General features: G+C 40.1%; 18 protein-coding genes. 3 read left to right on the top strand and 15 right to left on the bottom strand.

Annotated elements, in window-relative coordinates; translation table 11 throughout:
- Nucleotides 1-275 precede the first annotated feature (275 nt).
- Nucleotides 276-2,651, top strand: a complete 2,376-nt coding sequence (locus AC58QO_RS09395; protein ID WP_497265029.1) for an AraC family transcriptional regulator — start codon at nt 276-278, stop codon at nt 2,649-2,651.
- Nucleotides 2,652-2,774: 123 nt separating this feature from the next.
- Here AC58QO_RS09395 and AC58QO_RS09390 read toward each other — a convergent pair whose 3' ends face one another.
- On the bottom strand, nt 2,775-4,298 hold the full coding sequence (locus tag AC58QO_RS09390; protein ID WP_497265028.1) for a hypothetical protein: 1,524 nt from the start codon (nt 4,296-4,298) through the stop codon (nt 2,775-2,777).
- Nucleotides 4,298-5,434 (bottom strand): glycoside hydrolase family 88 protein, encoded by a 1,137-nt coding sequence (locus AC58QO_RS09385; protein WP_497265026.1) that lies wholly within the window; start codon nt 5,432-5,434, stop codon nt 4,298-4,300. The genes AC58QO_RS09390 and AC58QO_RS09385 overlap by 1 nt, the downstream gene beginning before the upstream one ends.
- A 131-nt stretch (nt 5,435-5,565) precedes the next feature.
- Here AC58QO_RS09385 and AC58QO_RS09380 point away from each other — a divergent pair, with 131 nt between their 5' ends.
- Nucleotides 5,566-6,420: a helix-turn-helix domain-containing protein gene (locus AC58QO_RS09380; RefSeq protein WP_497265464.1), complete on the top strand. Its 855-nt coding sequence runs from the start codon at nt 5,566-5,568 to the stop codon at nt 6,418-6,420.
- A gap of 150 nt (nt 6,421-6,570) precedes the next feature.
- Here the strand turns inward: AC58QO_RS09380 and AC58QO_RS09375 are convergent, their stop codons facing one another.
- Together AC58QO_RS09375 and AC58QO_RS09370 are read right to left on the bottom strand one after the other, a co-directional pair.
- A complete protein-coding gene (locus AC58QO_RS09375) occupies nt 6,571-6,894 on the bottom strand; it encodes an L-rhamnose mutarotase (protein ID WP_497265025.1) in 324 nt (107 codons plus the stop codon).
- A 44-nt stretch (nt 6,895-6,938) separates the two neighbouring features.
- Nucleotides 6,939-8,222, bottom strand: a complete 1,284-nt coding sequence (locus AC58QO_RS09370) for an alpha-L-fucosidase (protein WP_497265024.1) — start codon at nt 8,220-8,222, stop codon at nt 6,939-6,941.
- A 214-nt stretch (nt 8,223-8,436) separates the two neighbouring features.
- On the opposite strand from AC58QO_RS09370, the gene AC58QO_RS09365 reads away from it, so the two are divergent.
- Nucleotides 8,437-9,306 carry an AraC family transcriptional regulator gene (locus AC58QO_RS09365; protein WP_497265462.1) on the top strand — a complete coding sequence of 290 codons (870 nt, stop codon included), beginning with the start codon at nt 8,437-8,439 and terminating at the stop codon, nt 9,304-9,306.
- A 151-nt stretch (nt 9,307-9,457) separates the two neighbouring features.
- Here the strand turns inward: AC58QO_RS09365 and AC58QO_RS09360 are convergent, their stop codons facing one another.
- From AC58QO_RS09360 to AC58QO_RS09310, 11 genes are all read right to left on the bottom strand, one after another.
- Nucleotides 9,458-9,808, bottom strand: coding sequence for a hypothetical protein (locus AC58QO_RS09360; RefSeq protein ID WP_497265023.1), 351 nt, complete (start codon nt 9,806-9,808; stop codon nt 9,458-9,460).
- Between the two features lie 208 nt (nt 9,809-10,016).
- Nucleotides 10,017-10,460: a hypothetical protein gene (locus tag AC58QO_RS09355; protein WP_497265022.1), complete on the bottom strand. Its 444-nt coding sequence runs from the start codon at nt 10,458-10,460 to the stop codon at nt 10,017-10,019.
- An 82-nt stretch (nt 10,461-10,542) separates the two neighbouring features.
- On the bottom strand, nt 10,543-11,919 hold the full coding sequence (locus AC58QO_RS09350; protein WP_497265021.1) for an SGNH/GDSL hydrolase family protein: 1,377 nt from the start codon (nt 11,917-11,919) through the stop codon (nt 10,543-10,545).
- Nucleotides 11,916-13,067 (bottom strand): SGNH/GDSL hydrolase family protein, encoded by a 1,152-nt coding sequence (locus AC58QO_RS09345; RefSeq protein WP_497265020.1) that lies wholly within the window; start codon nt 13,065-13,067, stop codon nt 11,916-11,918. Before AC58QO_RS09345 ends, AC58QO_RS09350 begins: the two co-directional genes overlap by 4 nt.
- 33 nt (nt 13,068-13,100) lie before the next feature.
- Nucleotides 13,101-14,507, bottom strand: coding sequence for an alpha-L-fucosidase (locus AC58QO_RS09340; RefSeq protein ID WP_497265019.1), 1,407 nt, complete (start codon nt 14,505-14,507; stop codon nt 13,101-13,103).
- A gap of 103 nt (nt 14,508-14,610) precedes the next feature.
- Nucleotides 14,611-15,489 carry a carbohydrate ABC transporter permease gene (locus AC58QO_RS09335; protein WP_497265018.1) on the bottom strand — a complete coding sequence of 293 codons (879 nt, stop codon included), beginning with the start codon at nt 15,487-15,489 and terminating at the stop codon, nt 14,611-14,613.
- Nucleotides 15,490-15,502: 13 nt separating this feature from the next.
- Nucleotides 15,503-16,357: an ABC transporter permease gene (locus AC58QO_RS09330; RefSeq protein WP_497265460.1), complete on the bottom strand. Its 855-nt coding sequence runs from the start codon at nt 16,355-16,357 to the stop codon at nt 15,503-15,505.
- Between the two features lie 176 nt (nt 16,358-16,533).
- Nucleotides 16,534-18,165: an extracellular solute-binding protein gene (locus tag AC58QO_RS09325; RefSeq protein WP_497265017.1), complete on the bottom strand. Its 1,632-nt coding sequence runs from the start codon at nt 18,163-18,165 to the stop codon at nt 16,534-16,536.
- A 214-nt stretch (nt 18,166-18,379) separates the two neighbouring features.
- Entirely contained in the window at nt 18,380-20,743 is a 2,364-nt protein-coding gene (locus AC58QO_RS09320) for an AraC family transcriptional regulator (RefSeq protein ID WP_497265016.1), read from the bottom strand.
- A 315-nt stretch (nt 20,744-21,058) separates the two neighbouring features.
- Nucleotides 21,059-21,304, bottom strand: coding sequence for a Ger(x)C family spore germination C-terminal domain-containing protein (locus AC58QO_RS09315; protein ID WP_497265458.1), 246 nt, complete (start codon nt 21,302-21,304; stop codon nt 21,059-21,061).
- Nucleotides 21,305-22,078 (bottom strand): Ger(x)C family spore germination protein, encoded by a 774-nt coding sequence (locus AC58QO_RS09310; RefSeq protein WP_497265456.1) that lies wholly within the window; start codon nt 22,076-22,078, stop codon nt 21,305-21,307.
- Nucleotides 22,079-22,323 lie beyond the last annotated feature (245 nt).

The raw sequence follows: 22,323 nt of genomic DNA, 5'->3' as shown, positions 1-22,323 counted from the left end.
CTTTGGTAATGAGAAGCTATCGATGTAATTACTATAAAAAACAGTAAGTCACCCCCAAGTTGTTCAGTGTTAAGCTGTCATGCTACTATTTCTGATTTCAGCCTAACAGGAACTACAATGGTTGCAAAAGTGATAAAAACTGTGAAAAAGTTCAATAACGAGGTTTAAAATATGTAATTAAGTTCAAAAAGGGCTGATTCCGTTCCCTAGACAGGCTGTATCGTATATAATCATGAGACTAACAAGCAATTTTGAGCGGTAGGGGAGGATTCATCATGGGGCGTCTATTTACTTTCAAAAATCCGAATTATTTTAACAACCTACTAATCAAGATCACATTTTTCATTACACTCATCGTGCTGGTGCTGTCCTTTTTTCTGAACTACAACTTCAAGAACTATAGCATTGGCTTACTAAATATGGCGAATGAGAAACTAATGAATCAGATCTTTCAGAATGCTCTGACAACCAATAATTATGCAAAAAACATTACCTCCTCTATTTTCAGTGGTCCAGATGCAGCTAATTTGATGTATGGTCAAGATATTCCGGTCGTTGATGTTTTGAAAAGTATTCGGAATATTGACAATTACTTAGGAGGTATCCCCTTTTTACAGTCTGCTTACTTGTATAATGGTTATTCCAAAACCTACTATACAGTCGGCCCAAATACCGGCTATCGACAAAATAACTTTATTGATCAAGAAATCGTTCGAATGATTTCGGATTCCGACCCTATCAGTATTCTTACTCCCATCCCTAGAAGGATACCGGTATCCGAGTTAGATCCAGAAAAAAAGGAAGATGTATTTACCTATATCGTGCCGGAATACTTTCCTGGTACGAGAAAATTGAAAAATGCGCTAATCGTTAATGTCAGGATGTCTTGGATTTTTATTCCGTTATCTTCTTCTCAAGAAGCGAATTCTTTACAGGGAAGCAATATTCTCATCCTTGACCACAAGGGACGTGTTGTTACAAATTCTAATTCAGGGGAAGATTTGTTCGGGGAGGACTTAACCAACCAGCCATTTGTCTCCAACATATTAGCATCTAATCAAAAATCGGGAACTATGATTATGGACTACAAAGGCAAATCCTCTGTCATTACGTATGCAACTTATGATTCGAGTCCATGGATATTGGTTAACATTACTCCTTATTCGTACATATCGGAAAGTATCGGGAAAGTAAAGCGCATCTCATTATCAATCGGTTTTATCATGATTATTATTTGTTTAATTTCGGCTTTTTTGCTTACTAGAAATTTATATGCTCCCATACGCAATCTGCGATTTATGGTTCGTCAGATGGACCAATCGAAGAACGATAATCAAGATGACCGCAACGAGTTCGATTTTATTCTCAATTCGCTTCAATCTACTAGCCATAAACTAACTTCTCTTGAATCTTTTCATAAGTCAAACTTGGTTACGCTTAAGCAAAAGTATTTGAGGAATTTGATGTTTAGCAATCCATCGTTTGAAATAAATGAGGACTCTATAAAGGAACATGGAATTGCCATTGATCCGAAGAGCACGATTGTGGTCATTTTGTTTAAAATTGACCATTTTACGGCATTCCTATCACAGTACAGTATGAAGGATCAATCGTTATTGAAATACGCCCTGCAAAATATTATCAACGAGATTGTATATCCCTCCTTTCCTTGCGAAACATGGGATGACGGGGGGAATACGATTGTTACACTCCTCAATGTTGAGGTGAACGATGTTGAGATGCATCAATCGACCATGTATACCAATCAGTTAAATCACCTCATTCGAGAGATCCAGAACGTGTATGCCCATTACTGCAAAATAAGTGTTTCTGCATTTGTAAGTAATCCGGGAGAGAGTTTACTGGCAGGGAGGCATCTGTTCGAAGAAGTTGTCGAACTGTCCCATTATCGGATCAAGTTCGGTCACGCATGCGTTCTGTTTCAACACGAGATGGACTTCGCCTCCTTATCTGCATTTAATATCAACAATGCTTTGATCGAGCAATTCCTCGATATGTTGAAAAAAGGTCGTCTTGACGAAACAAGTACCTTACTCAAAAGCTTGTTCGAGACCTTATCAGATTGCAGCTACAACAACATCATGTTTGCCTTGTCATACTTGTCGACTAGCATTTTTAACACGATCAATCTAATGGAAAAAAACGGGACGATTTCATTTGCGCTTGATTATGTTTCCTTCGACAATAAAATAAAAAATCTGGAAACACTCATGCAAATTCATACGGAATTTTTGAGCATTATCGAGTTTATTGTACTAAGAATTAAGCAAAACAAGGATGAGAAATCGGAGATCGTCGTATCAAACGTCATCAAGTACATTGAAGCCCATTTTATGAACCATTCGCTCACTACCAATATGGTGGCTGACCAATTTAAGATGACTTCCTCGTATATTGGAAAACTGTTTCGTGAGCATTCTTCTCAATCCATCGCCGAATATATCTCTGAAGTCCGACTAGTCAAAGCGTCTGAGTTATTAAAAGAATCTTCCTATAATATTGATGAGGTCATCGACAAAATCGGCTGGGAAAACAAGAAATACTTCTTCACTTTGTTCAAAAAACGATTCGGCGCCACTCCGACTGAGTATCGATTGAAATCGAAAGTTAGTGAAATCCCAGAAGGCTGAACAATCTCGAACTTCTAAATGAGCGCACAAAGAATAGGAGCCAACTAAAGTTGGCTCCTTTCTCATATTCCGTCTCCCCTAGCGATGGCCGGTTGCCTGATTACTCATGACAAATCCCTTATTTCACATCAACACATCTGTCTCGGCAAAAGGCATTGGATTTCGACATATTTTCGGTTTCTTACCGCTCACTGTAGTGACATTTTGGCAAATTAGTTTCTCGCAAGATACGTATGGATACGGCGGGTTATCCATCTCTGATAATTTATCATGACTCTCATTGTCATGAGGATCAGCAAACAAAAACAAGCCTTCATAGTCTTCCGGCACGTTAGAATCATCTATATGCAGGTTGAGAATCTCCACATTTTGAGGCATGTAGCACACATAGCCGAAATCATGCGCGCCATTATTACTCATTGAAAAAAGTTCGGGAGTGCAGATATCTCCGACGGATGGAATCCATTTGGAGTTCCGGATGATAACATTACCTTCCCACGTGCTGCCGTAATCACTCCGAAATTGTACGAGTGAACTCCCATAAGATACAACATTATCTAATGTTAATAATCCTCTGCCAATGGCATTGATGCCATGCCATCCGATCATACTGTTTTTGATGGTATACGTACCAGAGACACCCGCATGCGCGTCCAGACGTGATAATACACAGTTCTCTACCACAATATTCTTGCAATAATTTGAGCCCATAACCCCCCAACGGGTTCGGTCTGTAATGTTGTTCATCCTGCAGTTCAACAGCTTAAAATCAATGACACTATTCGCCAAAAGATCATAAGTTCCCATCGTAACAGGCTCACCTGCCGAACCAATGGTTGTATAAATCTTATGACCACTCACAAAACAGTTCTGGATTGTTACATACGCACATCGCTTGACAGTTAAAAATCCGTTATAGGGGGATCCGTGTCCTACCTCACCTGTAACATAATGGATTACCCCGTCAATCACCGTATTAGAACGATTTATGCTTATCCCGCGATCATAATAATCATATTTGGACTCTCCGCGATTAGCTATTGTAGTAAAGATACCACCATTGATTCTTAATAAGGTCTTATCCATTGGCCATGCCTCAGCTTTGGTAATCTCCTCATAATTCCAATCAATCGGTGATGCAATGACCCCGTCTTTATTCAAAACAAAGCAGTCCGTCTGATCAGTTCCATTGTCCTGATTCAAGCCCCTACGAATAAACTTTTTCACGTTGGCGTTGGTTACAATAACGTAACAATTGTCCTCTAAAGAGATATCCAATTGTTTCTGATCTCTGATCAGAGACTGAATATTCAGCTCAAAGGGGTTATGCACCGACTTCACATGAAAACAAGGCATTTTATTATTCTCTACTGCCGTGTCGTCAATGGTAAATCTGGAAGTACTCCAATCTACATCCGTTTCGATTACGGCTGTCAAAGCCTTTGAACCAATATAATAGGTAGCATCCGGTTTCGTCTTAATCGGCAAACCATGCAAATTGGCATAGGCATGAGCTGCACAAATTGCTGACATGTCATCTGTCTCGCCATCTCCCATTGCACCGAAGTCTTCATAATTAACATAATTAACCATAAGATTCGTCACTGCTTCCGTCTTGCTTTCTCGCTTCTGACTGACATGATTCATTACCAGAACAACTCCTTTTGTCCCTTCAGCTTGGAAAGCGCCTCAACAAAGAAATAATCACCATAGATGACTGGAACATGTACGTCCCTATTTTCGGGATAGGAAACCGTACTTTTGACAATGAGTCCTTCTTCCTCCGTACCCCAAGCCCCATAGCTTTCGTAAAGTGCTAAAGTTATACGTTCTCCCCATGCCTGATAGTAATTCGCTTCCCCCTCATCAACCAAGTCAGCTAACTCCAGTAACCCACTAGCTGCGCAGGCTGCTGCAGACGTGTCCACAATATGGTCACTGTCTCGTCCCGCTCTGAAGTCCCATTTAGGGACATGATCCTCACGTAGATGGGCAATGAAATAATGCGCTACCCGAAGCGCCGTATCCAGATAAATCTTTTTCCCAGTATATTTGTAGCTTAGCGCAAAACCGTAAAGTGCCCAAGCTGCACCACGTGACCATGCTGATTCTGACGAGTAGCCCTGTCCGCCTCTAGCGCCAGTCCGTTCGCCGGTCTCCGGATTGAATGTTACGATGTGATGAACCGAGCCATCCGCACGAACGAATTCCTTCGCAGCCATATCTGCGTGTGCTTCAGCGATCCAGCGATAGCGTGGGTCTCCAGTCTCTTCACTCGCCCAATATAGCAGTGGTAGATTCATTAAACAATCTACGATTGCCCAGCCCTCGACACCAGGACCGTTCCATGCGCGAATGAATCCTCCTTTCACATTAAACCGTGCTGCCATATGACTAGCCGCTATCAGGCCCCGACGTCGCGATGCCTCCCCACCCAGTAGCTTGTACTGTGCTATAGCACTAAGACTCCACATAAATCCGACATCATGATGCAACGCTTCATACTGCTGCAAGGGCTCATCGAGTCTCGTTTCGCAACCCTGCGCATAGTGTTTGAAAACTTCCTCTCCTGACTCTCGATACAACAACCAGAGCAGCCCTGGATAAAAGCCTGCCGTCCACCAATCGGCCTCTCTATCATCATAACGTCCGTCCTTAGATACGTGAGGAAACCCTATACCAATCCTTGAACTAGTGACTAGTACTTTTTCAATACATTGCTGCCAAGCGGTAGCCACCCACTCCTGAACTGTAGATTCAAGCCGAATATCTTCCGTTATCATTACTTCATCTCTCCTCATGCACAATCTACCTCTATCGTAGCGGAAAATAACCCGTATTTTTGTCAGTATGTTGTGTTAAAATATCTCTATATTGATCACTATTACTTAAGGAGAAGATCCTTTTGAATCGAATGCTTATAATGGATTTCACTAGCCAGCCCTTAACCCTCAATATTCGTGCAATAGATCGTAAGCCGATAAAAGGCTACTATCACTACCACCAAGGGCTGGAATGTTTATATATTCATGAAGGCCGTGGAACGGTAATCGTTAATGAACGTATCTACGAAATGAAACCTGGTCAGTTATATTTCTTCACGCCTTACCAATTGCATAAGGTGTTTGCTCAAATTGATGAACAGCATCCTTACTGCCGCACAGTCATCAAGTTTGATCCGGTAGCCTTACATCCCTTTTTGCAGCCGTTTCCTGCTTTAATGCGGTTCTATGAGTATTTTCGGGATGGTCACATGGAAGCCACCTGCCTAACATCCGAAACTGTCCGTACACATTTCCTACTGCTAATAGAAACCCTGCAAGGTACCGTAGAATTCATGACGCCACAAGAGCGCATGTCACACTTTGCCGTTCGAATGCTACCATTACTGGATACCCTGCGCTTTTTGATTGAGCACTCTCGAACAATCCCCAACGAGCAAGGTGTGCAGAAACGCTATTCCCAACAAATTATGACTTGGCTGGAAGAGCGACTTCACGAGGAATTTCAATTAGATGCCATAGCAGACTTTCTTCATCTCTCTAAACACCATGTATCTCGCTTATTCAAAGCAGAAACTGGCAGTACCATTCAAGACTACCTAGCAGCAATACGTATAAGGCAGGCCTGCCTGTTGCTACATACCACCGAGTTATCAATTGAGCATCTAGCTCTTACCATTGGCTTTCGTAGTCCCTCATATTTCATTCAATTGTTCAAAAGTCAAATCGGATGCACGCCGTTGCAATATCGGAAGAAGCGGTTATGAAAACTAATGTGAGCAACTCTAGAAAGTGAGTTGCTCACATTAGTAAAGATTGATCGTTATACAAGTACAGTATATGTACATGTTGTCTTAGTGTAAGAAAAACAAAAGGAAGTGGCTTAATCGGCCCCTTCCTTTTGTTTCATCTCAGTATTAGTCGCTATGGAAGACTTCTTCCATAACAGCCCACCTTTCTCCCTCTTGGCAAGTTTCTAATGGTATCTGACACGGGTCAGTTAGCTTCCACCATTGCTGCGTTAAGGGATCTGTTGCCATTCTTGCCATATCCAGATCAATACTTTCCCCAATGTACTCGAAGTAACTGAATAAGAGCCCTTCTTTATAAAAAATGGAGTAATTTCGAATATTACATTCTTGGATCATCTTCAGAACATCTGGCCACACATTCGCATGCAACCTTCTATATTCTTCTAGTTTATCTTCTTTTACTCTAATTACACTTCCGAAGCGTTGCATTTCGCATCACACCTTCTATCTTGAGGCAAATTAATACCTAAATTTTACTTTATGGCTTTCTTCGGCCAAACAGGATTCGACTCAAATTCGACCGCCACAACGGTATTCCATTCATTACAAACCGCTACAGGAAGATCAATGGATATTCGACTTACTTTAAAATAATTATACGCAAGACCTCCGGCTAAACCATTCGTAACTTCCACCCGATAATTCAATGCTTGTCCCGTAGATACTAGTCTCACACTTTTTACATCGCCTCCGACGTCACGAAGCTCAACAGGGAAGCGTGGAATATCTCTGACATGCAAGTATACGGTGTTCTCTTTCATTGTAAGAGGTCCGTAAAAACTTGGCGGGTAGTGCTCGGGAACGCGCTTAGTTCCATAAATACTTTCTCCTGAATGTTTCAACCATTTGCCAATGGCTTTCAGTCGCTCAACAGCTTCTTCTGGCATTGTTCCGTCTGGGCGTGGTCCTACGTTCAAGAGCAGATTCCCGCCTTTTGATGTTACTTCCAGAATCGTATTCAATAATGTATTCGTGCTTTTATAAGCCTCGGGATCAGAATGGTACGCCCATTGATCATTCATGGTCATACAAGATTCCCACCATTCTTCTGGAGGATGTACAGGAACGAACTGTTCAGGTGTTTCGTAGTCGCCAACGTCCGGAAGCCGGTCATTCACAATCAAATGAGGCTGAAGATTTAGCATCATCTGTTTAACTTCGCTACTTCTCCATCGGTCAGCCTCAAAAGTAGGTACATCAAACCAGATCAAATCAATACGACCATAATTCGTTAGTAGTTCACGCAATTGTTCTACAAATCTTTTGTGGAAATCCCACCAACGGTTAGGCTCGTACACATTAGGCTTTGGAGATTGATGAGCAGTCAAGATAGGAATAGTTGCAAAATCCGGATCATGCCAATCAATCGTGGTAACGTACAATCCTACTTTTAAACCTTCTTCTCTTGCTGCCTCGACGAATGGGGCAAGTAAATCCCTTTTAGCTCCCCTTTGAACTGAATTGTAATCCGTAGTTTTCGTGTCGAAAAGACAAAAACCATCATGATGTTTCGCGGTGAAAACAATATATTTGGCCCCTGCTTCCTTCGCCGTACGCGCCCACTGCTTAGGATCGTATAGCTCCGGGTTAAATTCATCTGCCAGACTTTCATATTCATCCACATGTAAATGCTGATGGTGATAAGGCATCAGTGGCCAGGATGCTTCAATTTCGCGTAAAGAGTAAGGTCCCCAATGGATAAAAACTCCGAATCTTGCCTCGTCAAACCACTGTGCTTCAGGATGTTTTGCTTTCATGTCAGCCTCTCCTTTAAATCATAAATAATTTGTACAAATTACCGCAATACTACCCAATATCCAAATACAAAATTCTTTAAATCACTCCTTAATACTAGCATTTATTTGAACATTAATATTTAGATAATCATTCAGAAATTTATCAATTTATACGGTGATCAATCTGATATATAATAATCTTTGAATTGATTTGATTTGAAAGGGGAATGCCGGTATACAACTACTACAGAGTCCACTACTTACAATTCAGCCTTTTGTCCGAACTGCCCATTATTATCGATTTCCTACTAATAGAAATACAAATGAATTTAACCGTATCGGATATTGCTATGCCTTCCATCTAATCGATGGAGGCCTGGGATCTTTAACTCTGGGTGGCAGTAAGCTAGCCATAAAAAAAGGAGACCTGCTTTATATTCCCCCAATGCTTCAACACGGGTTTTATTCCGAACCGACAGCGCCGCTCTCCTCGTACAATATTTACTGCGATCTTTGGATGGATCAGCCTATACAAAGCGACCAACATATCGTTTGGAATCGCTTAGAATTCGCCTCTGAACTTATGACCATTGTTAAAAAGGGCACAGAATTGGATTCATTGCCTCATCTTCTGGAGCTGCAACATCGAATCACTTTGACTGAAATCTTCGCTGACCTCATCGAACATCATGAAAGCAATACACCATACTCCGCCGGGATTGTAAGCTGCTTGCTGAAAGCATTTATCTTACAATTAGTTCAAATTCATTCATTGAACCGAAACATCGATTACCGAATTAGACCTATTATGGAGAGAATCGAAAAAGAGGCCTCGACTGGTTTTTACTACGAGCGTTGGCTCAAGGAGACTGGACTTAGAAGGACTCAATTTCATTTTTTGTTTAAACAGGCCTCTGGCCTTTCGCCTAAAGCGTATTGGACCAAGTCCATCATGAAACAAGTTTCTGTAACCTTGCTCGAGAGTGATATCTCAATCACAGATTTAGCCGAGGATATGGGCTATTCATCGATTCACCATTTCACGAAACAATTCCGAGCTTATTACGGGGTTTCCCCTTCTGAATTCCGTAGACGAATTAGGTAAGTAGAAATTTAAATAGGTAGCCATTGTTGCTGGCTGACAGTTCGTCACTAACTTATAAGATTTCCCTTAAAGTCTGGCATGCATGATGCGGTCGAAGCTCGACCGTTATTTTCTCAAAATGATAATGATAGCGGTATGAACTCGGCCTACGCTAAAAACGTGGCGCAGCAACAGGACAAGCATACACAAGCGCCTTTCGAGCAATTGCTGCTGGCGGAACGCGAAGGACGACGACGAACCATGCTAGAGAAGTTTGTGCAACAGGCCGGCTTCCAATTGTCCGATGAAAATATAGTATTAGACTGGATGTGCTGATCCAGCGCTGATCGACGTGGTTGAAAATCGTCAGGTTCATAAAAAGAAGTATTTGACTGGATTGAAAATAGAAACAGCGGTAGCCTTGAACCGAAAAATAGATATAATGAACGAAACCGACATCCTCTTTTGCTTCGACGTAGGTTAATTCGGAAACAATGGATTTAGAGCAAGTTTCCATTGCCATCCCAATCAAAGCTACTAATTAAAAGGAGTCGGTTTCTACTATGAGTAATGTCACAAAATACATTGGCTTTGACGTGTCCAAATCAAAAATTGCCGTAGCTATCGCTGTAGAAGGAAGGCAAGATCCACGCTATTGGCGATATGTCGAAACCTTAGGATCAGAAGTTGTTTCGCTTGCCCAGAACAATAGCGGTAAATTCATCAGGCAATCAATAATGGCCCAACCTATACAGGCATCTCCATCCAAGCTCGAAGCGCCCCTCAGGGTTATATCTACCTGCTAAGTGACTCGCCGCCGTAAGGGCGTGTCTGCGAGACAACGGATTTCCTGTAATTTTATAATTGGCGACAGATGTCGGAATCCACATGAATCCGATGTCATGATGAAGAAGTTCGAATTCCTGTAAAGGGAGCTCTAATTTCTTCTCGCAGCTTTCAGCGAGCTCACGATCAATGGGATTTTTATTTTCCCGATATAACAGCCAAAGAATGCCTGGCCAAAACCCATTCGTCCACCAATCAAGCGCATTGTCATCATAAACGCCATTCACGGATACATGAGGAAATGTGTCCTTTATCCGTTTTTTTGTATGATCAACTTTATGTGTAATATCGGCCCATGCTACTTCCAACCAATCACAATTGGTAATCACTAATGAGACCTCCTCTACGAATAAAATCATTCCATCCATTTATTGCTCCCACCAACCAGATCAATGGTCGTCCAATTGTTCACTATCTAGTCTTCTGAACTACTGCTATAAGTGCATCTCCCATTTGTTTATGTCCTACGGTAGTATTGGGATGAACCCAATTATTAAAACGGGTCACTTGCACGGTTGAATAAATGTTCGCGTTTTCAATTGTGTAATCGAACCCATATACAGTATCTAAGCATTGCCCCATTGGACAAATATAAATATGGTTTGAAATTGCCGTATCGGTATCAAACTCGGACAGTAGCCTCTGTGCTTCCAGCTTCATATTTCGGTCATAATTTTCTTGAATTGCACCTGATCCTAATTGAATACCCCAAGCATCTTGACCTGCTCCAAGCGTTGGTAAATTAATAATCACTTTGATTTCACTATTATAAGCATGGATCGAATTTATTAACGTGTTCAAATTAGAAATAAATACATCGATATCAGTTACACCTATTGTTAATTGGAAGTCATTGGCCCCGAGTAAAATAGAGACATGAGTGGGCGTACCATCAGGGAAAGCAGCAGAAAATCTTTGGATATATTTCGAAAAATCAACCCCAAATGTACTAGGTTGCGGGGACATTACCGCCCACTGGCTTCCATTCCATTGAACCCATTGCTGTCCTTCTGATTTCGAAGGGTCAACCATAACATCACCAACACTAGGCTCTGTATAATAACCATTTGCATCGTAGACGTAACTCGAACGGTTCCAACCTCTTGCGATCTTTTGGAATCCTTGATAATCGTAATCGTTAGAATTTGTATAACAGACTTTCATCCAAAAATCCGTGTTACCCTTGTAGGCACTTCCACTAACCGTAGTAGGGAAAACAAATGGACTATCACCTGCTGTCGTTCCGATGTTAGACATATAATTCCTTAGTGTCCAACCACCCCGTCCTTCGCGATTAACAGGATCATCCATAGTATCATAAGTTCTTGTACCTTGCGTACTAATATTACTTAACTTTGAAAATTGCTTCAAATAGGAGCCATCCCTTGTAATGCTGTCACCGATTGCTAATAGACGTACCGCTGTAGAATTAGATTTATCAACTAACTCCACCGTGCAGGCTTTTGTAAATACGGTCTTTAAGGCTCTATCCATAACATTTATGATTAAAGTGAACGGAGTGCTTGGCACTGAGTACCCTGATGCTGAACTATCTGATTCCATTCTCCAAAATCCGTCATACTGTCTCCCATAGCTCCCGATTACGTCAATGATTATATTTTTATAATCATAAGACGAGTTAGCTAATATTAAATTTTTGAAAAACAGATTCAATTGTTCCTTATTAAGGGTTTCACCTTTAAGAATGTATATTTTTCTTGGTAAAATAACATCTAATCCATGAACCTTAATGCCTTGGATACCACGTTGCCTCTTGATCCTTGTCATAGCTCTCCATTCACAAGCAGCTTCAAAATTCTGACTGTGTGGCCTTCACTTTGTTCGTGCTTTTCTGTAGATATTCGAACTTTTACAATATGCTCCCCACTTTCAAGCTCATCGGCAAACGTAACGATCTTCGGTCTATAGAACATCGGACAGTATTTGTCAAATAGCGATATCTGACGAAATGATTCACCGTCAATTGAAACCTCGATATCTCCGGTGTCCATACCAGCCAGCATAGAAATGCCGACTGCAATTCCAGTGAAACGGAACATAAATTCAGAGCCAGGGGTCTCCGCCATGAAGATATCTGCTGGTGGCGTCCAATTGCAAGTTTTCTCGGTAGTCCATCTATCGATTATTTGCCAACCAGAGCTAATCTTGGTCGTAAGAGGATCTACTTGCTTGCCTGACTCGTAACAAAATGGATCCATCGGCAAAGGAAGCTCCATTTTATTAGTTGATTTCACTTTGTCTGTACAAATCGCCTCATCCAAAAAAACAACGAGTGACTGGGCATATATGGCGTGTCCGTAGTCGTTCGGATGTACAGTATCCGCACTGAAATCTTCCCATTTCAGATTTCCCGATTCGATTCTGCTATAGATGTCAGCTGCCATGTTTATGGAAGGAAGTTGGTAATATTCGGCAACCTCTTCGTGATTGTAAATATTCCCCTGAAATTTACCATTCGCCGAATAGCTCTCGGAGCCAGATTGATTGGCTGTATAAAGCAAACAAATATCCATATGGGGATTGAATCTTTTGGCATGGCGTACGATTCCCTCCATTGCCCGGATGGATTCGTTCCGGTTTCCAGCATCGTTTACCGCAAACTCTATAAATAAAAGATCGACAGCCCCAAGTTTGATGATATGGTCCTCGAACCGAAATGCACCGTAAGTAGAATCGGTTCCGCCAATTGCTGCATTGATGAACTTGAATGCTACATCGGGAAAGCGACGCTCAAAATATCGGTACGTCAGTGCCCGGTAACTTGTTTGCTCTTGTTCTGAAGATCTAGATCCTAACATCACAGATCCCCCAATGAAAGCGATGTTCGCTATACGACTGTTTTCTAGCTTATCCACTATCCTCTTTAAACCACTCCGAATGACATAATTAGGAAACCCTGCTTTGATAGGTTGCATGTTACAATCACCTCAAATATCGTAATTAATTCGTCACTTCATTATTCGAAATACATGTGCGATTGGTGCCTCTTCTGTGATTTCAGAGCTCGGAAGCCATACGCTCAAACCATCATCCGTTTCTTTGAAATTAAGCTTCTCATTGGTTCCAACTAACTCAATGTTCGATATTCGTTCCTTATAAGGAATACTAATCACGTCCTTAACCTGCGCGTCTTTCGAATCATACAAATAAGTACAATATACTGTCTCTGCTTTTACAGTAAATGCGCAGTTCTCCATATAATAAGGCGCGCATATTCTTGTGCCATAGATGGCCTCACCATATGTTTTCAGCCACGCGCCCAGCTCCTTCATCCGATGAACAGCATCCTCCGGTATTCTTCCATCAGGTTGAACCCCTACATTTAGAGCTAGATTTCCACCTTTGGCTACTATTTCAAGAAGCGTGTGGACAATCTGACGTGTGGACATGTAGTTCTTATGATCTCCAAATTGGTATCCCCATGATTTTCCCAGCGTTATGCAGCTTTCCCATGGAACATTCAGTGGTTTGTCAGGAGTTAATTGTTCAGGTGTTATAAAATTTTCATAGAGTCCGCCAACCGTTCGATCTGCAGCTAGCATCCATGGTTGATGCTCGCGCGCTTTTTCAATTGCCTCGCCGATACGAATATCTTGACCGTATTTTTTGGCACTAACCCAACCAGCATCTAGCCATAGGACATCGATTCTGCCGTAATTGGTCGTCAGTTCCTCAATCTGCTCATGCGTGAACTTGACAAACTTCTCCCATAACCATGGATACTGTTTCGGATCATAGGACGGTCCACGCCAAGTTGATCGACTACTTTCCATTCCAGGTGCCCAATAATAGGGGGAGTGCCAGTCCGCTTTGGAAAAGTAAGCTGAAATCGCCATACCCTTTTCGCGAAACGCATCGAATACATGCTTGACAATATTCGCATATCGATGAGTATGGAATGGGGTTTCCGAGCCTGTAATTCGATATTCTGTCGTCTTTGTATCCCACATGCAAAAGCCGTCATGATGCTTCGTAGTAAAAATTAGATATTTGAACCCGCTTTCGTGTGCCAATTCTGCCCATAACTCAGGTTGAAATCGTATCGGATTAAATGTTCGATTCAAATTAAAATACTGATCTCTAAACGAATCCTCGTTATCCTCCCAATCGATGTTCTCCCGGGACCACACCGCATCTTCATCGCTTAGAGACCAAGATGCATCAAGACCAAGTTGAGAGTAAGGACCCCAATGAATCATGAATCCAATCTTTTGATCCTTGAACCATTCTAGTTGTTCCAAAAGAAGCTGATTATCTGGTTTAATCCACTCGGATTCAGCTGTGTAGTCATGAATTCCTTGGTGTACCTCTTGCCTTTCATCTTGATTGTAAATTTGCTCATCAGTCTTACTCATTTCTTTTGCTCCTCTCCTATGACGAAGTGTTCACGGTAACAAAATTATATTGAAAATGGGATTGTTCATTTGACTGAACGAATCCCTATTCAGATTCCCGGCATTATCCTTTTAACGCTCCTACCATAGCGCCTTTAACAAAGTACTTCTGAATAGCTGGGTAGATCAGTAGAACAGGCAAAGTAGCAACCATAATTGTGGCATATTTAATTGTTTCCGCAATTTGAAGTCCCTCAGCCATATCGCTTCCGCTTGACATACCATCTGTCGAATTGGAAAGTAATATTTCACGTAATACTAATTGTAATGGGAATAATGCTCTGTTTTGTATAAAGATGGATGCATAAAACCAGCCGTTCCACCTTTCCACGGCATAATACAAGATCATCACAGCAATGACTGGCATGGATAACGGAATGATAATTCTGAACAAAATAATAAAATGATTCGCTCCGTCAATTTTGGCTGATTCCTCTAAACTTTCTGGTATCGCACTGAATGAAGTTCTCATAATTATTAAATTAAATGTATTAATCGCAAATGGAAGAGTGACCGCAAATAAAGAATTATAAAGTCCTACCCCTTTTACAATTAAATATAGGGGAATTAGACCACCAGTGAAAAACATAGTAAATAAAATAATAAAGATAAATACACGATTCCAAAATACGTTTTTCCGTGACAACACATAAGCGCCAAGTGAAGTGAGGAGTAGGCTCACAGATGTTCCACCAACTACAACAATGATTGTGTTCATATAACCGGTTAGAATATGATGATTTGTGAATACACGCTTATACGCATCAAGATTAAACCCTAACGATTTGTAAAGAAAACCATTATGTGTAATCAACTGGCTGGCATCACTAATAGAAGCTAATGCAACGTATACTAATGGGTATATTGTGATAGCAATAAACATCAACATAATAAGAACGAGAACGATATCAAATATTTTTTCTGACAAACTAGGCTTATGCATGTATGACACCTCTTTACCACAATCCGTTTTGACTAACTTTACGGCTGATTTGATTTGCAAGAATGAGTAAGATCAAGTTAATAACGGAATTGAAAAGGCCAACTGCTGTACTGAATCCCCAGTCAAATTCCAATAAACCGCTGCGATACACGAATGACGAAATGATATCCGCAGTGCTATACGTAATCGGAGTATACAGTAGAATCACTTTCTCAAATCCGACATTGAGCAAATTACCCATGCGTAAAATGAACATAATAGTAATAGTAGGAGCAAGGCCAGGCAAGGTAACGTAAAGTATCTGTTTCCAACGACTTGCCCCATCCATCCTTGCCGCCTCATACTGCTCCTGATCAATACCCATTAAAGCAGCTACATAAATAATGGACTCCCATCCTACCTTTTGCCATATCTCAGACAAGATGTAAATAGGACGGAATAACTCAGGCTTCTGCAGCATAGCTTGACCATCTCCGCCGAAATGAGTAACGATGGAGTTGATTACGCCGCCGCTATTTGTGAAATCTGTAATTATTCCGCAGATGACGACCATGGATATAAAGTACGGCATGTAGGAAACCGACTGTACAACTTTTCTAAACGTTTTATTTTTCAACTCATTAAGCAGTAGAGCAAGTAGAATGGGCGCCGGGAACTCAAAAAATATAGAATAAGCACTAATAATTACTGTGTTCTTGAGTATGCGCCAAAAATAAAATCCACTCAGAAAATTTTGAAAGTTTTGAAATCCTACCCACTCGCTATCCGCTATACCTTTTATAGGAATATAGTCCATAAAGGCAATAATTGCTCCATACATAGGCAAATAATGAAAAACCACATAAAAAGCAATAACTGGAAGCATCATGAGATAAAGCGATTTGTTTAGAAGAAAATCTTGAGCGAGTATATTTTTCAATGTTTTCTTTTTTATTTTGGGTTGCAAATAACTTTTGGAAAGTCCGTTTTCCATAGAATTCCCTGCTTTCAATTTGTTTGAAAAGAAATAGGGGAAACTAACGCCCCCCCTATTTTCTCGCATAACTATTTACGATTGTTATAACGTTCCAATGCAGCTTGTTGTATGGTAATTGCCCGATCAACATTCAACGACTTTAATTTTTCTAAGTATTTATCAAAGCTATCTATAGGATCCGCGCCTAAAATAATTTTGAGAGTTGTTTCATCCACCAAGGTATTGATTTGATTCATTATTTTAGCAAATTCCGAACTTTCTTCCGGTGTAGGCGAAACTAGAGGCATTTTATACTTCATGATGTCCGTATTTTGCCATGTCGATATCGCATCTTTTTGCTGTTTCAGTTGGTTGTATTGTTCCGCATAACCTTTATCTTGAACGAAAGGTCCACTTGAATTTCCTTTAATATTTAACAACATAGCTTGCGCGATAGTAAGTTTTTCAGGATTTTTCATAATCAAATCTGAATACGTTGGTTTTCCGTTAACCATCGTGTAGCTAACACCTTCGGTACCGAAGTTGAAGAAGTTATGACCAGCTTCACTGTAACCGTAATCAAGAAATTTCGCAGCAAGTTCCACATTTTTACTTTTTCCCGTAATAGCAACCATTCCACCATTCACGAATGGGAAGTCTTTTTGGCCGAACATTGGCTTATCGCCTTTTTTCAGAACTGGATACGGAGCACCAACTAAATCGAACTTCGCATCTTTGCCAGCTACAGCTCCAATCCATTTGCCGATTCCCCCACCTGCATTGCCGATAGTTGCCCCAGATTTGCCAGATGTAATATTCGTATCAAGCGCTTTTCCATCCACAGTTGATATATTTTTATCGAGCAAACCTTCTGCATACCATCTACGCATTGTTGTTAAGTAATCTTTATATGCAGGTTGAGCAGGTCCGTATTTCACTTTACCGTTGTCCACAAAGAAGGAGTTATTAATCCCGTAAGCACCAATAAATGCCCCTTCATTAACTCCGGCGAGCGGTCGAGGTGTACCAAGGAACGATAATGGCGCTTCTAGTCCTTTTTTCTCCTTCAATGTTTTCAGAACAGTGTACCACTCATCAATGGTAGTCGGCACTTGCAGGCCTAATTCATCCAAATAATCTTTTCTTAAGATGGGGCCTTGGTAAACAGCTAAGTATTCATCACCACGAACAAACGGAAAAGCAAAATAGGAGCCAGAATCTGTTTTTACCATTTTGTCGATTTCAGGGTGATCTTTCAAATATTTCTTTAAATTCGGAGCAAATTTATCGATAACATCATTCAATTTCAAAATGGCGCCATCTTTGATCGCCTTTTCAGGACCACCTGGATAGTCCAGCCAAGGATATTCGATCATATCTGGCAATTCACCTGATGCTAACATAACATTTAATTGTTCTTTTGTTTGATTAGCAGCAGGACCTTGGAAATTAATATTCAGTCCCGTTTTCTTTTGCCATTCTTGATAAAAAGGAATATCTTGTATGCTTGGCTTGAGTTGCAGCATTGGACTATACGCATCTGTCCAATAAGAAAGCTTTACATCCGATTTAAGTGGATAAGTCACTGCAGTTGATTGTGTTGAAGCAGAAGCGGATGGAGATGCTTCTTGCTTATCTTGTTGCTTTCCGCAAGCGATCAACGTCGTACTCAGCACAGCTATAGATACGATTGTTGAAACTAATTTCATTTTCTTTTTCATTTTTTAACCCTCCTGAATAATTGTTAATATTTCGCTTGTTTTCCCTGCTTGCATCTTCATTATGAATAAGCGGCTACGGAAAAAATATAAAAAGAACCTGCAAAAGCATCAACAAAAAATGAATCACCATCAACTTTTCGTGCAATTTCATCTACTATTTTCGCTATCCGTGGCAAAAATAAAGGGAGAAGGCCTTTATAACGACCTCTCCCTTTTATTTAACAGACGTTTCCCTGTATTTCCCAGGCGTTACGCCCTCATGCTTTTTAAATATTCGGATAAAATTGTTTATTTCATTAAATCCAACCATGCTAGAAATTTCATTCATGGTAAGCTTATGATTGGTTAATAATTCTTTAGCTTTCTCAATACGGACCTTATTAATAAAATCAAGTAGCCCCTCACCGGTCTGCTCTTTAAATAATTTAGATAAGTAGGTGGGTCTCATCTGAAATTGCTGACCGATCATTGTAATATTTAAGTTCACATTATCAAATTGATGCTGAATATAACTTATAATATCCTGCGACAACTCACTTAAGTCATTTTGTCTCGATTGAAGTTGATTTAATTTCCTTTTATCAAACGTAATGTCGCAAACGTCCTTCAACATTTGTGTCAACTGCAGATGTACATCTTGAATGGTCTCGCACTTTGTAAGCTTTTCGATCCCCTCTACACTCACTACATGTGAAACATCCAGCATGTCACCAATTTCATGTAGCGCTTTCACCATTGTGCTAACTAGGTCAAACATCAAGCAGCGAGTAAGCGACAAAGAAATCGGATTCATTTTTAAATTCCTTTCAATGATGTCATCCAAGGTTTCTTTGGCTTTATCATAATCTCCAACCTTCATGAAATTAATAAGATGCTGCTCAAGTTGAAGTGGATAATAGTAGCCGTGCTGGATTTCGGCAAGAGCTTCCTTTTGAATCTCATCGAAAGAAATAATATCCTTATCGCCAAGAATAAGCTTATATTCCATCACATCAACAGACTCTTTATATGCGCTCGTTATGCTGGCAAGCGAAGTATGCACATTGCTGATCGAAATCGTTAGATCTATTTTAAATTTATGTTTTAAAAACTGTTGCGCTTCACATGCAATCTCACGAAGTTCGGGAGATCCTTCTTCCATGCTTCTGAGATTGACGAGGCAGACTAACATGTCATCAATCTCCGTCATATAGCCAATATGCTTGGAATTTATCATTTCCTCGACAACGTTTGTCACAATAAACTGGAGCAACTTCAGCTTATCGGCACCGCCGTGTTCTCCTTTTATACTTTCAAAAAACAAATCATTGGCTTCTACATAAAACAAAAGGACCGCAAATTGTTCACTACCAAAGTGCATCTCGTAAGTTGTTAGTGAATCCTCAATCGATATCTGATTGTCTAACCTCCCCTTTAACAGCCTGGTCATAAAATTAGATCGTAATAAATAATTTTGCTGCGTAAGGCGAACCTTTACCTGTTCTTTTTCACTTAACGTATTCGAGATCATGTGTTGAATAAATTGAAACTCATTATGTCCAGTACCCAATCTACCATAAGATTCATCGGCAAAAGAATGTATTAGTTGTGAAACAGGCGTATAGTTTCTTCTCAAAAAGAAATACGCCAACAAACTCCCCCCGAGAATACTCAAAGCAATGCTGATAAATGTATAGTTTCTTATTTTATTTGCTTTTTGCAATACTAAATTGCTAGGCACAATTGTCACATATTTGAGGCCAGGGATAGTAGAGTTGATATGATAGATCTCAGAATCCTGACCGTTGTATGTCTCATGAAAAGAGCCGTACTCTTCTGTAAAAGCATGATTCTTAAAAGCTGGAAGTTGGCTGGTTTCCTTACTAGACAACAGAATCTGATTATCTTGATTCAGCAGCAGCACCTCACCACCGTTAAACAATTGCACGTTGTGAACAGCATCCAATAATTTCTTACTGTCTATATAGATGACAACCGTTCCTTCTGGCTTCGCATCTTCGCTAGAAGAAAGGTGACTCATATAGGCAATAGACGGATGAATACTTTCCGTTACGCCCCTATATGTCAATGGAATAAAAACAGCACGCTTATTTTGGGTTAACAAAGCCATCCAATCCTCGTAGCTAAGTTCAGGACTCTTATAGTTTTCTTCATACATGTCCTTGCTACTTCGTACAACCCCTGGCAATAGAACGACATCACCTGGTAAGTAATAGACATAGTAATTAGTAACTTGAGCATATGAAGTTCTGAACACTTTCAAATCCTGAACGATTTGAAACAGTGAGAATTGATAATCACTTTTAGTCAATTTATCCGTAAACATGAGATCTTGAATTTTGGTGTTCCAGGTGATCTCTGAATTTAATCTTGTAATATTAGCAAATTCCTTATCTATGTTTTCTCGAACCTGTTTCAACAACGCTTCATTGGCTCTGTGAATTTCACCTTCAAGGGCATTATTAGATTCTTGATATACAAATACGCTTATCAAGATCGGCAGTAACAAGACCGCCAAGTATGACAAGAGCCATGTTATGATGACACTTCTTCTCTTCTGCCAAATGCTCTTTATCATCTAATCACACACTCCTAATTTTGTAAGACTGTCTGACGATATTTACCGTCCTTTCTAAATTATATCTTATAATACGATTATTCTTGCTTACGCCTCTATGGGATAATGGGATTGTAGTTGACCATCTCTATGAACTTCTTCATTTACTCAAGCTTCGCAAATTGATTATCACGCCTTGCGCTTAATTACACCACTGTTCAATTCCATTTTCTTGTTTTAATGACTATTCGATTTAAAGAATACTATCCATTATTACAAAAAAAGAGAAACAACACTGTCTAAGTGTCATTTCTCCAGCTTGTTCATTTCCTTTCATCACTCAATCTCTGTATTCAAAATCTTAACTTCAAAATGTGACTCAATCACCAATCGAGGATAATCCTTTCTCCACTCCAATGTTTTCCATATATCTGGATGAAATGCTTTTAACTCCTTTCCGATGCCAAGAACGTCTGAATTCGCCTCTTGTATTTTATTTATCGTGTTGGTAGCCATTTCGTTTAAATGATTACTGAGTGCTTTTTCCATTTCATTGACGTATTCAGTCTTAAGACCAGTAATCTATTCTCCAAGTTCGGTTGCAGATATATTCATGCTTACCTTAATCGTAATAACCGAAAGTTCACTCACATTTTGACGTGCGATGATTTTGCTGCTTATTTTTTTGATAAAAAAAGCGTAATCCTTGTCATCCAAGCAGCCCGTCCTGGCAACCCGCCCATAATTGAATTTTGACGAAAATCCCTTTAATTTCTGCATCGCATTCCCGTTCCCTACGAGAAACATGATGCTTTGAACTTGTTCATTATTAAGCAGAATATCTGTGCTTGCGCTCTGACGAAATAATAAAGCCCCATGTAATTCCATCCGAGAATTGACATGTTTAATGACAGGTAATGCGAAATCATTTAATGGCTCTTCCTTAGATAAAAGAAAATCCATCATCGTAATGTCGGGAACAATACCATTTGTTTCCAAAGATTTCACGAAATCATTTAATTCTTTCGTTTTATCCGTTATTGTGCCTTTAAACTGTTTGAAAAATGGCGAATCTTGATCATTCAGAATGACTACCGGCGAATTAATTGTTGTAAATGGCGTATCGAGCAAAAAAGCAAGCTCTCGAACTGGTTGATGCGCTGCAAAACTTTCGCTGATTAAAAACAGTCTTGTATTAATCCCAATAAACGGACCTTGGTCTCGATATAGCCCCTGTCCAACCGCTTCGATTACACTTGAATCTGAAAGCTCTGTTGATTCCGAAACAGATACACCGCTCCCTTGCGCGGCTTTACTTAATTTGGTAACTACAAAGATTTGAACATTTACAGTTATTTACGAAAAATCACAAAAAAAAAAAAAAAAAAAAAAAAAAAAAAAAATGTGAATTGTAACTTCTTTTGTCGTTTTTTAAGCACTACTTTTGATGTTTTCGTATTTAAGTTTTGGCGCTTTCTGTATTATGATTTGACGTTTCGCATGATTATTGTAAGATGAATTGTCGCAAAATGATCGTTGCTGCACAAAAAAACACGATACCAAATTTGGCTCGTGTTTAAATTTCAATAATGTGACCCTAA

Source organism: Paenibacillus sp. J31R30 (genome assembly GCF_059692115.1).
The sequence above is the reverse complement of the archived record's forward strand: the minus strand, read 5'-3'. Positions and strand labels throughout refer to the sequence as shown.